This window comes from Agromyces tropicus (assembly GCF_039531345.1).
Classification (GTDB): Bacteria; Actinomycetota; Actinomycetes; order Actinomycetales; family Microbacteriaceae; genus Agromyces; species Agromyces tropicus.
In genome coordinates this window covers 58,666-71,920 of the sequence record NZ_BAAAPW010000005.1, presented here as the reverse complement: position 1 = coordinate 71,920, position 13,255 = coordinate 58,666, and the positions used below count along the sequence as shown (strand labels likewise).

General features: G+C 71.7%; 10 protein-coding genes. 8 read left to right on the top strand and 2 right to left on the bottom strand.

From position 1 onward, the window contains the following. The first annotated feature begins 159 nt into the window (after positions 1–159). Positions 160–3,807: an RICIN domain-containing protein gene (locus tag ABD230_RS14610; RefSeq protein WP_344375931.1), complete on the top strand. Its 3,648-nt coding sequence runs from the start codon at positions 160–162 to the stop codon at positions 3,805–3,807. A 55-nt stretch (positions 3,808–3,862) separates the two neighbouring features. Here ABD230_RS14610 and ABD230_RS14605 read toward each other — a convergent pair whose 3' ends face one another. After that, positions 3,863–4,906 (bottom strand): LacI family DNA-binding transcriptional regulator, encoded by a 1,044-nt coding sequence (locus ABD230_RS14605; RefSeq protein WP_344375928.1) that lies wholly within the window; start codon positions 4,904–4,906, stop codon positions 3,863–3,865. A gap of 114 nt (positions 4,907–5,020) precedes the next feature. Here ABD230_RS14605 and ABD230_RS14600 point away from each other — a divergent pair, with 114 nt between their 5' ends. The 6 genes from ABD230_RS14600 to ABD230_RS14575 all read left to right on the top strand — a co-directional run bounded on the left by ABD230_RS14600 (position 5,021) and on the right by ABD230_RS14575 (position 11,582). Next, entirely contained in the window at positions 5,021–5,971 is a 951-nt protein-coding gene (locus tag ABD230_RS14600) for a carbohydrate ABC transporter permease (protein WP_344375925.1), read from the top strand. Next, a complete protein-coding gene (locus ABD230_RS14595) occupies positions 5,968–6,903 on the top strand; it encodes a carbohydrate ABC transporter permease (protein WP_425546245.1) in 936 nt (311 codons plus the stop codon). Before ABD230_RS14600 ends, ABD230_RS14595 begins: the two co-directional genes overlap by 4 nt. 95 nt (positions 6,904–6,998) lie before the next feature. Continuing rightward, positions 6,999–8,336 carry an ABC transporter substrate-binding protein gene (locus tag ABD230_RS14590; RefSeq protein ID WP_344375923.1) on the top strand — a complete coding sequence of 446 codons (1,338 nt, stop codon included), beginning with the start codon at positions 6,999–7,001 and terminating at the stop codon, positions 8,334–8,336. A 100-nt stretch (positions 8,337–8,436) separates the two neighbouring features. Beyond that, positions 8,437–10,203 (top strand): glycoside hydrolase family 35 protein, encoded by a 1,767-nt coding sequence (locus ABD230_RS14585; protein WP_344375921.1) that lies wholly within the window; start codon positions 8,437–8,439, stop codon positions 10,201–10,203. Positions 10,204–10,292: 89 nt separating this feature from the next. Beyond that, positions 10,293–10,916 (top strand): histidine phosphatase family protein, encoded by a 624-nt coding sequence (locus tag ABD230_RS14580; RefSeq protein ID WP_344375918.1) that lies wholly within the window; start codon positions 10,293–10,295, stop codon positions 10,914–10,916. Between the two features lie 114 nt (positions 10,917–11,030). Continuing rightward, positions 11,031–11,582: a hypothetical protein gene (locus ABD230_RS14575; RefSeq protein ID WP_344375915.1), complete on the top strand. Its 552-nt coding sequence runs from the start codon at positions 11,031–11,033 to the stop codon at positions 11,580–11,582. Between the two features lie 55 nt (positions 11,583–11,637). Here the strand turns inward: ABD230_RS14575 and ABD230_RS14570 are convergent, their stop codons facing one another. After that, complete coding sequence (locus ABD230_RS14570) at positions 11,638–12,477, bottom strand: alpha/beta hydrolase (protein WP_344375912.1); 840 nt, start codon at positions 12,475–12,477, stop codon at positions 11,638–11,640. Between the two features lie 134 nt (positions 12,478–12,611). On the opposite strand from ABD230_RS14570, the gene ABD230_RS14565 reads away from it, so the two are divergent. Continuing rightward, positions 12,612–13,229: a TetR/AcrR family transcriptional regulator gene (locus ABD230_RS14565; protein ID WP_344375908.1), complete on the top strand. Its 618-nt coding sequence runs from the start codon at positions 12,612–12,614 to the stop codon at positions 13,227–13,229. The last annotated feature ends 26 nt before the right edge of the window (positions 13,230–13,255 follow it).

The window sequence follows — 13,255 nt, the reverse complement described above, 5'->3', positions numbered from 1 at the left end:
TGGCCCCCGGGTGGCCCCGGCGACCCGGCTGCCCCGCGGCATGCGCGCATCGGACCCTTTTGCATGTTGACGTGAACATGTACAGTCGGCACTCGAGTGTGTTGACGTAAACATGCTCGGCTGCACGGACCGTTTCGAAGGCGAAAGAGGACGACGTCAATGAGGATGCAGGGCAGACGACTCGCGGCGCTCATCACGAGCGCCGCGCTGACGACGGGGGCGCTGGTCGCAGCCCCCATCGCCGGCGCCGCACCGGCGCAGGCGGCGGACGGGATGACCGTCACGCCGAACCCCTGGTACGCGGGGGAGGAGTTCGAGGGCTGGGGCACGAGCCTCGTCTGGTTCGCGAACGCCACCGGCGGATACCCCGAGGCGCTCCGCGAGGAGCTCTACCAGAAGGTGTTCGGCGACGACGGACTCGACCTCAACATCGCGCGGTACAACATCGGCGGCGGAAACGCCTCCGACGTGAGCGACTACCTCCGTGCCGGCGGCGCCGTCCAGGGATGGTGGGCTCCGGACCCGGACGGCTCGGCCGGCACCCACGGCGGCGCCGCCACGACCTACGCCGAGCGCGACGACGTGCTCGCAGCGTGGGACTCGGGAGACCCTGCATCGTACGACTGGGACGCCGACGCGACCCAGCGTTGGTGGGTGCAGCGCCTCGCCGAGGACGGTCGGATCACGCACTGGGAGACCTTCGCGAACTCGGCGCCGTACTTCATGACCGAGAGCGGCTACGTCTCCGGCGGCTTCAACTCCTCGGCCGAGCAGCTCAAGCCCGCCGCGATCGACGACTTCGCCGAGTACCTCGTGCGCGTCACCGAGCACCTCGAGGACGAGTACGGCATCGACGTCGACACGATCGACCCGCTCAACGAGCCGAACACGAACTACTGGGGCACGCAGCTGCGCGACGGGGTGCCGGTCGGCGGACGCCAGGAGGGCATGCACGTCGGCCCGGCGCGCCAGGTGCAGCTCGTCGACGCGCTCGCCGCGCAGCTCGGCGCCGAGGGCACCACGACGGATGCCGGCGTCGCCGCCATGGACGAGACGAACCCCGGCATCTTCGCGAGGAACTGGGCGGCGTACCCGGCTGCGACGCGCGAGGCGCTCGAGCGCATGAACGTGCACACGTACGGCACGTCCGGCCGGCTCACGGTACGGGACCTCGCGAAGCAGGCCGACACCGACCTCTGGATGAGCGAGATCGAGGGCAGCTGGGTCAGCGGATACGACCCGCTGAACATCGAGAACGGCCTGGGCATCGCCGGCCGCATCATCGATGACCTGCGCGAGCTCGAGCCGAAGGCGTGGGTGCTCTGGCAGCCCGTCGAGGACCTGTACAACATGCAGCCGCAGGGCGAGAACCTGAACTGGGGCTCGGTCTTCATCGACCTCGACTGCCGCCCCTACGACGAAGGCGGCGCCGAGGTGTGGAAGTCCGCTCGCCGCGTGGCCGACGCGGGTGGCGACTCGTCTGCGGTCGCGCCCTGCGGCGTCGAGGTGAACTCGAAGTTCAACGCGATCCGCAACTTCACGAAGTTCATCCACGAGGGCGACCGCCTGATCCCGGTGGACGACCTCTCGAGCACCGCGGCGCTGCGCGCCGACGGCACCGGCGCGACCGTCGTGCACCGCAACACGGGCGCGTCGGAGCGCCAGGTCACCCTCGACCTGTCGCGGTTCGGCGAGATCGCCGAGGGCGGCACCGTGACGCCCTACGTGACGACGCAGGCGGCATCGGCCGACAACCCGACCGCCTCGGCGCTCGTCGCGGGCGACGCGGTGGCGATCGACCGCGAGTCGCGCACCGCCGCCGTCACCGTGCCGGCGAAGTCGATCACGACCTTCGTCATCGATGGCGTCTCCGGCGTGGCGGGCGACGCGCCCGGCCTGCGTGACGGCCACCTCGTCCAGCTCGTCGGATCGCAGAGCGCGAAGGCCCTCACCGCCGGCGCCTCGCCCGCGACGACGATCACGACGCTCGCGACCGAGCCGTCGCTCGCGGCGCGTCAGGCGTGGACGGTGCACGAGGTCGCGCCGGGCGAGCGCGAGGCGACCCGCCGGGTCGTGCTCGAGGCATCCGACGGCCGTATCCTCGGCGCCACCGCGTCGGGCACCGACCTGCGGGCGATCGGAGCGGATGCCGCGGCCGGCGACGCGGCCACGCGCTGGATCGTCAACACGACCGACGGCCGCGCCTACTCCCTCGTCAACGAGGCGCTCGGCCTCGCGCTCGACGTCGGCGGGCAGTCGACCGCCGAGAACGCGACCGTCGGCGTCTACGGCTCCAATGGCGGCGGCAACCAGTCGTGGCGACCGCGCGACCTCGCCCTGCGCGCGGACCAGGCGGTCGCGGCGCGCACGCTGGTCGGCGTCGAGCCCGTGCTGCCGGCGGCCGTCGCGCCGCGCTACGCGTGGGGCGCCGGCGTCGCCGTGCCGGTCGAGTGGACGATGCCGGATGCCTCGGCCTGGGCCGAGCGCGGCCGCGTCGACGTGCCCGGCTCGGCGACCGACGTCTTCGGGCAGGAGGTCCGGGTGACGGCCGCGGTCGACGTGGGCGGGCTCACCGCGACGGATCCCGTGTCGGTGACCGTGGCGCGCGGGGCGAGCCTCGCCGGGGTGCAGGCTGCGGCGCCCGACGCCGTCCCCGCGCACGTCGGCGCGTCGGAGCAGGCGTTCGAAGTGCCGGTCTCGTGGGACTGGAGCGACCTGGCGGCCGACGCGTTCGTCGAGGTCGGCGTCGTCGGCGTCGACGGCATCGCGACCGCCGACGGCGAGGAACTGCCCGCTCGGCTCTCGGTGTTCGTCACCGAGGGCACGCTGCGCAACTTCGCACCCGACGCGGGCGTGACGGCGTCGGCGAGCTCGACCGAGTCGGGCTACCCGGTCGATCGCACGCGCAACGGCGTGGTCGGCGACAAGGGCTGGTCGAACTGGGTCCCGACGGACAAGCCTGCGCAGAGCACGCTGACCTACGAGTTCGCGGCGCACGAGGTCGAGCAGGTCACCGTGCACTTCTGGCGCGACGGCACCAGCAGCTGGGCGCAGACGATGCAGGTCCAGCTCCGCGACGCGAGCGGCGCGTGGGCGCCGGCGCCGGGCTGGGAGGAGTTCCAGCCGGTCGACTCGCCGACGGACGGCACAGCGCCGGTCGTGACCGCCGAGTTCGCGCCGACCACGGCGACCGGGGTGCGGGTGGTCATGAACGCCTACCCGAACACGCACCTGATCGTCTCCGAGGTGCAGCTCTTCGAGTCGGTCCCCGGGCCGGCCGGGGTCAGCGCCGTCGCCGCGCTGCGCCTCGACGGCGAGGGTGTCGACGGCTTCGACCCCGAGGTCACGGCCTACGACGTCGACGTCGACGGCGGGCGCCTGCCGGTGCTCGACGCGATCGCGATCGATTCGGCGGCGACGGTGCGCATCGCCCAGCCCACGACGGCGAACGGAGGCGTGGGGACCGTGACGGTCACGGCCGCCGACGGAGCCTCGCAGACCGTGACGACCGTGACCGTCCGCCGGCACGCGGTGATCGCCGACCTGCAGGTCGTCGACCGCCCACGCGTCGGCACGCCGGCGGTCGCCACCGCGACCACCGATCCGGGCGACGGCGAGATCGCGTGGCAGTGGTTCCGCAACGGCGAGCCCATCGACGGGGCGACCGGGCAGAGCTACACGCCCGTCACGAGCGACGCGGGCAAGCTGCTCAGCGTGCGCGTGACCGTCGAGGCGGAGGGCGTGCAGTCCGCGACGGCCGACGCGGACGGCGGCCGCATCGTCTCGGCGAATTCGCGCCAACCCTGACGCGTCAGCGCAGGACGCGAGCGCCCGGTCCCCGTGGGGGCCGGGCGCTCGGTCGTCAGGCGCCGGGCGGCGGCGCGGTGCTCTCGCGCACCACGAGCTCGGTGTCGACGAGGGAAGGTTCGCGGCGCTCGCCCGACTCGACCTCGTGCAGCAGCGACTCCACCGAGCGGCGCCCGACCTCGTGGAAGAACTGCCGGACGGTCGTCAGCGGCGGCCAGAAGCTCGCCGCCTCCTCCATGTCGTCGAAGCCGACGACGCTCACCTCGGCGGGCACCGCGCGGCCCGACTCGTGCAGGGCGCGCAGCACGCCGAGCGCCATCTGGTCGTTGGCGGCGAAGACCGCGGTGACGGCGGGGTCGGCGGCCAGCCGCAGGCCGAGCTCGTGGCCGGACTCGGCCGACCAGTCGCCGACGAGGGGGGCGTGGACCTCGGCGCCGTGCGCGCGCAGGGTCTCCTCCCACGACTGGCGGCGGCGGGTCGCCGAGTAGGACCGCTCGGGCCCGGCGATGTGCCACACCGTGGCATGGCCGAGGCCGAGCAGGTGCTCGGTCGCCTGCCGCGCGCCGTGCGCCTGGTCCGTGTCGACGCCCGAGAACCGGTCGTGCCCCGTCGAGTCGACGATGACGACGGGAAGGCCCGGCGGCAGGTCGACGTCACTCTCGTCGAGCAGGTGCGCCTCGATGATGATGATCACGCCATCGACGGCGGCGTCGGCGAGGCGGTCGAACGCGACGGAGACCTCGCCGCGGGTCGGGTGCGGCACGGGGATGAGGGTGAGCGAGTATCCGGCCTCCTCGGCGGCCGAGGCGATCGCGTCGAGCGTGCGCATGTTGCCGAAGCTCGAGAGCGTGAACATGATCACGCCGATGCTGCGGAAGCGGCCGGTACGCAGCGCGCGGGCCGCGCTGTTCGGCCGGTACCCGAGCTTCTCCATCGCGGAGAGGACGCGGGCGCGGGTCTCGGCGTCGACGTTCGTGCGGCCGTTGGCCACGCGCGAGACGGTCTGCCCGGAGACACCGGCCTCGCGGGCGACGTCGGCCATCGACGGTCCTCGTCGGCGCCCGCCGAGCGGGGTGCCGGGGGTGGTCATGGTCGTCATCGGTTGGCTCCTCGTCATGCGACTACTACGCCCAGACTGGCGCATGTTCACGTCAACATGCTACGGTTTCCCCACGCGATGTTGACGTCAACATGGCGACTGATCGGAGATTCGATGACAACGACGTCCCCCGCCGCGCCGGCGCTCGCCGCGGCGTCGACGACGCCGGGCGGCTCGCGGCGCACCCGGCGCATGCGCAGCCGCAGCGAGTGGAAGGGCCTGGCGTTCACGGCCCCGTTCCTCGTGGTGTTCCTCCTCGTCTTCATCGCCCCGGTCGTCTACTCGATCTCCCTCAGCCTCTTCCGCGAGCAGCTCGTGGGCGGCAACGCGTTCGTCGGCCTGGACAACTACGTCGCGCTCCTGCAGGACCCGCAGTTCTGGGAGTCGTTCGGCCGCGTGGCCCTGTTCCTCGTGATCCAGGTGCCGATCATGCTCGCCCTCGCCCTGGTCGCCGCGCTCGCCATCGACAGTGCACGACTGCACGCCTCGGGCTTCTTCCGCATCGTGATCTTCCTGCCCTACGCGGTGCCCGCGGTCGTCGCGGTGCTCATGTGGGGCTTCATGTACGGCGACAACTTCGGCCTCGCCGCCAACATCAACGACTGGCTCGGCTCGACGGTGCTCAGGCCCTTCGCGCGGGAGTGGATCCTCGTCTCGATCGGCAACATCGTGACCTGGGAATTCGTCGGCTACAACATGCTGATCTTCTACTCGGCGCTCCGCGTCATCCCGGCCGACCTGTACGAGGCCGCGGAGCTCGACGGTGCCGGGCCGTTCCGCGTCGTCACGGGCATCAAGCTCCCCGCGCTCCGCGGGGCCATCGTCATCGCGACGATCTTCTCGATCATCGGCAGCTTCCAGCTGTTCAACGAGCCGAACATCCTGCGCACGCTCGCGCCGAACATCATCACCACGTACTTCACGCCGAACATGTACGCCTACAACCTCTCCTTCGCCGGCCAGCAGTACAACTACTCGGCCACCGTCGCGATCGTCATGGGCGTCATCACGGCCGTCATCGCCTACGTCGTGCAACTGCGCGGCTCGCGCAAGGAGGACCGATGAGCACCACCGCCGTCCGCGAGGCCCCCGTGGTGGAGACGACCCGTCGAACGGATGCCGCGCCGCGCCGCCGGCGCCACGTCTCGCCGCTGCAGCCGCGCAAGTCCGTGGCCTTCACGCTGATGATGGGCATCTTCGTCGTCTACAGCCTCGTGCCGCTGCTGTGGCTCGTGATCAACGCGACGAAGACCCAGGCCGGCCTGTTCTCCAGCTTCGGGCTCTGGTTCGACGACGACTTCGTCCTGTTCCAGAACATCTGGGAGACGTTGACCTACCGCGACGGGATCTTCCTGCGCTGGTTCGGCAACACGCTGCTCTACGTCGTCGTCGGCGCCGGCGGCGCCACGTTGCTGGCCACGCTCGCCGGCTACGGGCTCGCCAAGTTCCGCTTCACCGGCCGGCGCGCGATCTTCGCGGTGGTGCTCGGCGCGATCGCGGTGCCCGGCACCGCGCTCGCCGTGCCGACGTTCCTCATGTTCAGCCAGCTCGGGCTGACGAACACTCCGTGGGCGATCATCATCCCGTCGCTGATCAGCCCGTTCGGGCTCTACCTGATCTGGGTGTACGCGGTCGACTCGGTGCCGACCGAGCTCCTCGAGGCCGCACGCATCGACGGCGCCGGCGAGCTCCGCACGTTCTTCACGATCTCGATCCGGTTGCTCTCGCCGGGCATCGTGACCGTCCTGCTGTTCACCGTCGTCGCGACGTGGAACAACTACTTCCTCCCGCTGATCATGCTGAGCGACCCCACGTGGTACCCGCTCACGGTCGGCCTCAACCAGTGGAACGCGCAGGCGACCGGAGTCGGCGCGCAGCCCATCTACAACCTGGTGATCACGGGCTCGCTGCTCACGATCGTCCCCATCGTCGTCGCGTTCCTCGGCCTGCAGCGGTTCTGGCAGTCCGGGCTCAGCGCCGGAAGCGTCAAGCAGTGACCGAGCGGCACTGCGCGGCGGACCACCCCCAGCCCGCTCGACCGGAGCGTCCTGCCCCGGAACACATGGCACAACGAAGTGAAGGGACACATCCCATGCGCATCACCCGATCCGCCGCCCGGCGGACCCTGTCGGTCGTCGCCGCCGCGGCGCTCGTCGGCTCGCTCGCGGCGTGCTCGGCGGGCGGCTCCGACGCCGCCGCCGGCTCGGCCGACGACCTCGACGCCGCCCTCGAGCAGGGCGGCAAGATCACCTACTGGAGCTGGACGCCGAGCGCCGAGGCGCAGGTCGCGGCGTTCGAGGAGGCGTACCCGAACGTGGACGTCGAGCTCGTGAACGCCGGCACCAACACCGAGGAGTACACCAAGCTCCAGAACGCGATCAAGGCGGGCTCCGGCGCCCCCGACGTCGTGCAGATCGAGTACTACGCGATCCCGCAGTTCGCGCTCTCCGACGCGCTCGTCGACCTCTCGCAGTACGGCCTCGACGGGCTCGAGGACCAGTACTCGGCGTCCACCTGGGGCGCGGTGAACGTCGACGGCGAGCTGGTCGGCCTCCCGCAGGATTCCGGCCCCATGGCGCTGTTCTACAACGCGACCGTGTTCGACGAGTACGGCATCGACGTGCCCGCCACCTGGGACGACTACGTGCAGGCCGCTCGCGACCTCCACGCTGCGGATCCGTCGAAGTACATCACGTCCGACACCGGCGACGCCGGCTTCACGACGAGCATGATCTGGCAGGCCGGCGGCCGCCCGTTCGGCATCGACGGGACCGACATCACCATCGACCTCGCCGACGAGGGCACCCAGCAGTGGACCGGCGTCTGGAACCAGCTCGTCGAGGAGGATCTCCTCGCCACGACCCCCGGCTGGTCGGACGAGTGGTTCAAGGGCCTCGCCGACGGCTCGATCGCGTCGCTCGTGATCGGCGCCTGGATGCCGGGCGTGCTCGAGTCGAGCGTCCCGGACGCCGCGGGCGACTGGCGCGTCGCCCCCATGCCCACGTACGACGGCACGCCGGTCGCGGCCGAGAACGGCGGCGGCGGGCAGTCCGTGACGAAGCAGTCGCAGAATCCGGCGCTCGCGGCGGCCTTCCTGCGCTGGCTGAACAGCGACCCCGAGTCGATCGACGTCTTCCTCCAGAGCGGCGGCTTCCCGTCGACCACGGCGGACCTCGACGACCCGGAGTTCGTGGGCTACGAGTCCGAGTACTTCGGCGGCCAGAAGATCAACGAGGTGCTCACCCAGGCGTCGAAGGACGTCTCGTCCGGCTGGTCCTACCTGCCGTACCAGGTGTACGCGAACAGCATCTACGGCGACACCGTCGGCCAGTCCTACGCGAACGGCACCGACCTGAACGAGGGCCTCGCCGCTTGGCAGGAGCAGCTCGTGCAGTACGGCAACGACCAGGGCTTCTCCGTCGACGAGTAGCCACGAGGGGCGCGGGGCCGGCCGGAGCCTCCGGCCGGCCCCGCGCCACTTCCCACCGGACCTCCGCCCCCGCCCGCACCCCCTCCACGAACGGATCCCCATGACCGACCGTCCGAGCGCCAGCCGCTTCGCCATCGGCGAGACCGACTTCGAGCTGGACGGCCGTCCGCACCGGATCCTGGCCGGGGCGCTGCACTACTTCCGCGTCCACCCGGACCTGTGGGCCGACCGGATCCGGAAGGCGCGCCTCATGGGCCTGAACGCGATCGAGACGTACGTGCCGTGGAACGAGCACGAGACCGCGCCGGGACGGTGGCGCGCGGACGGCGGGCTCGACCTCGGCCGCTTCCTCGACCTGGTCGCCGCGGAGGGCATGCACTCGATCGTGCGCCCCGGGCCGTACATCTGCGCCGAGTGGGACAACGGCGGCCTGCCCGCGTGGCTCTTCCGCGACCCCGAGGTGGGCGTGCGCCGATCCGAGCCCCGGTTCGTGGCCGCTGTCACCGACTTCCTCCGCCGCGTGTACGAGATCGTCGCACCACGACAGGTCGATGCGGGCGGGTCCGTCATCCTCGTGCAGATCGAGAACGAGTACGGCGCCTACGGCTCCGACAAGGAGTACCTCGCCGAGCTCGTCCGGGTCACCCGCGAAGCGGGGATCACGGTGCCGTTGACGACGATCGACCAGCCGACGCCGCAGATGCTCGCCGACGGCAGCCTGCCCGGCCTGCACCTCACGGGCTCGTTCGGCTCGCGCACGACCGAGCGCCTCGCGACGCTGCGCGAGTTCCAGCCGACCGGCCCGCTGATGTGCATGGAGTTCTGGTGCGGCTGGTTCGACGACTGGGGTTCCCACCATCACACGACGGATGCCGCGGCCTCCGCCGCCGAACTCGACGCCCTGCTCGCGGCGGGCGGCTCGGTGAACGTCTACATGTTCCACGGCGGCACGAACTTCGGGCTCACGAGCGGCGCCAACGACAAGGGCCGCTACGCGCCGATCACGACGAGCTACGACTACGACGCCCCGCTCGACGAGGCCGGTCACCCGACGGCGAAGTACTGGGCGTTCCGGGACGTGATCGCGAGGTACGCGCCCGTGCCCGACGAAGTGCCGGAGGCGGCGCCGCCCGCGCCGGAGCTCACCGCACCGCTCGCCGTCGGGCCCTCGCTCCTCGAGGTCGCGCCGCGGCTGGGCGACGAGTCGCGGCACGAGCGGATTCCCAGCTTCGACGACCTCGGCCAGGACCGAGGCGTCGTGCTCTTCGCGACCCGGCTCACCCGGGGCGGCCCGGGCGTCCTCACCGTCGGCGAGGAGGTGCGCGACCGCGCGTGGGTGCTGCTCGACGGGGCGCCCGTCGGCGTGATGTCGCGCGACGCCCACGAACGGGCGGTCGCGCTGCCGGACGCCCGGGGCGAACTCGTGATCGTCGTCGAGGACCAGGGACGGGTCAACTACGGCCCGCGGATCGGCGAGCACAAGGGCCTCATCGGCGGGGTCGCACTCGATGGCTCGCCGATCGCCGATTGGGCTGCGCGCCCGCTGGAGCTCGAACGGCTGCCGGAGCTCGCGAGGCTGGGCCCGTCCGAGTTCGCCGCGGGTCCGGTGCTCGCCCACGGCGAGTTCGAGGCCGCAGCATCCGTCGACCTGTTCCTCGACACCCTCCACTGGGGCAAGGGGCTGGTCTGGGTCAACGGGTTCCTCCTCGGACGGTACTGGCGTCGTGGACCGCAGCGCACCCTGATCGTGCCGTCGCCCGTCGTCCGCAGCGGGCGCAACAAGGTCGCCGTCCTGGAGTTCGAGGCGATGGCCGCGCCCGAGGTGCGGTTCGTCTCCGGGCCGAGGCTCGGCCACACCGAGATCTGACGGGCGGATGCCGCGGTCGACGGGTGCGGTCGGCGCACGCGCCGCCGCCCCCGGCATCCGTCCAGCCGCCGCCGCATAGGCTGGACGCCATGCAGCTCGCCCTCATCCGCCATGGCCAGACCGACTGGAACCTCGACGGGCTCATGCAGGGCCGCACCGACATCCCGCTGAACTCGACCGGCCGCACGCAGGCGGCCGACGCGGTCCGCGCGTTCGATCCGAACGAGTGGGACGTCGTCGTCAGCTCGACGCTCGGTCGCGCGCGCGAGACCGCGGCGATCCTCGCCGATGGACTCGGCCTGCAAGTCGTGGGGGAGTACGACGACCTGGTCGAGCAGGACTTCGGCGCCGCCGAGGGCACGCTCGTCTCGCAGATCGACGAGCGCTGGCCGGGGCGCGAGTTCCCCGGCAAGGAGCCCGAGCACGAGGTCGGCCCGCGCGGCGTGCGCGCCCTCGACCGCATCGCGGACGAGCACGGCGGTGCGCGCGTGCTGGCCGTCGCGCACGGCACCCTCATCCGGCACCTGCTCGGCGAGGTCAGCGGCCACGTGGCGCGCAGCTACCCGAAGCTCGACAACCTCTCGGTGTCGCGCGTGGAGCGTGCGGATGCCGCGTGGCGCGTGCTCACCGTCGGCGGTGCGCCGTTCGACGAGGTGCTGCCGTGGCTGCTGCCGTCGCCCGCGTCCGACGCGGAGCTCGGCCGCACCGCCTGAGGCCTGCGGCCTCGCGGCGCGGCATCCGCTCGCGTGTTGCGATCTCGGAACGATCGTGCGACGGGCCGATGACGCCCCTCCCTCGGCCGCTCCCGCCGGACGTATGATCCGGAAATGGAGGCACCCGGCAGCACCACCCTGGTCGTCGTCGGCGACGAGTCGATCGCCGCGATCGGCTCCCTCGCGGGGCTCGCGAACGTCGAGAGCGCGACGTTCGCCGAGATGACGGATGCCACCGACGCCGAGGTCGTGACGTGGTCGTCGACGTCGCACGCGCCCTTCGTCGTGCACGACCGCGACCCGCTCGGGCACGTGGCCTCCGCCTGGGTCGAGTTCTACGACGAGCAGTCGACGCTCGGCGTCCTGCAGCTCGAGATCGACCAGGTCGTCGACGCCGTCGCGCGGCACGAGCTGCGCGTGCCCGACTACTACGTCGTGCTCGAGCCCGAGTCGTTGCGCGGCACCTGGATGCACTGGTGGCTGGGCGTCGTGGCCGCGGCGTCGCCGAACCGGGTGCTGCCGTGGGAGCCGGGCGACCAGCCACTGGCCGGCCTCATCCGCCGCCTGCCGACCGCGCGGGCGTGGCCCGAGGTGCGGGAGTGGCTGCCGGGCGTGGTGAAGGCCGTGCCCGATCGATTCGGGCCCGGCCTGCCCGGAGCGGCCTGACGTCTCGCTCTGCGCTCGCGGAGCCTCGGAGTGCACCGGCGCGCAGCCTGAGGGGTCACGCCGTCGCGGGCTGGGCCTCCGCGTGCTCGAGCGCCCAGTCGAGGGCGAAGTCGGCGACCTCCTGCCAGCCGTCCTGGCTCACGATGCGGTGGGTGCGCCCGGGGAACTCGCGGTAGTCGACCACCGAAGGGCTGCCGGTCCGGCGGTACTTGCGCACGATCGCGCGACCGATGGCCGGAGGCACGACGTGGTCGATCTCGCCGGTGATGACGAGCAGCGGCGCGCGGTCGGCGCGGCCGTAGTCGACGTGCGTGACGCCGCCCCGCTCGTTCACGGTCGACGCGACGCCCTCGAAGAACACGCGGTTGTAGCTGTTGACCGCGAAGTCCTCCCAGATGCGGTCGGATGCCTCGCGGCTGAGGTCGTTGCCGAAGGTGAAGTGGAAGTGCCCCTTCGAGATCGGGCGCGCGCCGTTGCGGTCGAACGGGTTCGAGAGGATCGGGAAGCCGGTGCGCAGGGTCGACGCGGGCAGGGTCGTGATGCCGGCGGTCTGGCCGGGCGTCACGCCGACGTAGGCGACCCCGAGCCCGCGGTCGGCGAGCATCTGGGTGATGACGCCGCCGAACGAGTGGCCCATGATGATCGGCTTCCGCGGCAGCGCGCGGATGAGGCGCTCGTAGTGGTCGGCGATCTGCGTGAGGCCGATGCCCTTCAGGGCGTCGGGGTTCGATCGGATGTCGGCGACCGAGCGGTCGTCGATGCCGGGCCAGCCGGGGACGATCACGTCGTGGCCGAGCGAGCGGAACCGCTCCGCCCACGTGTCCCAGCTCTTCGGCGTCATCCAGAGTCCGTGGATGAGGACGATGGGGGGCTTGCCGGTGTCCTGCGCGTTCATGGTGCCTGCTCCTTCGGTCTTCGGTCGTGCCATGAGAAGTAGAACGATCGTTCTGTCTTGGTATTCCCGAACGATACGCGTTCACGCCCACGAGTGTCAAGCAAAAAGAGAAAGATCGTTCTATCATGTTGGGTATGGCCACCAGGACGACCCCGACCGGCGCCTCCGCCGCACGCGAGCGACTCCTCGCGACCGCGAGCGAGCTGTTCTACCGCGAGGGCATCCACTCGGTCGGCGTCGACCGCATCGTCGGCGCGGCCGGGGTGACCCGCGCGACCTTCTACCGGCACTTCCCGAGCAAGGAGGACCTGGTCGAGGCCTACCTCGGTGTCGAGGACGCGAACATCCGCGGCGCGTTCGAGGCCGCCGAAGCGAGCGGAGCCGGGCCGCGCGAGCTCGTCGGCCTCGTGATCGACGGCCTCGCCGACGACGTCGCCCGCCACCACACCCGAGGCTGCCCGTTCATCAACGCCGCCGCCGAGTACCCCGACCCGTCGAGCGGCGTGCGCCGCGCCGTCGGCGCGCATCGGGAGTGGTTCCGCTCGGAGCTGCGGCACGTCCTCGAGGCGGCCGGCGCACCGGACCCGGAGCTCGGCGCGGCCGAGCTCGTGCTGGCCCGCGACGCGGCGATGGTCGGCGGCTACCTCGACGGCTGGGAGCGCGTGCGGCCGGCGTTCGTGGCATCCGCCCACCGTGCTGCGGGGGTGCCGATCGGCGACGACCCGGCGGGGGAGTCCGACGTGCAGGACTGACCGGCATCGATGAGCGGCCCGCCCCC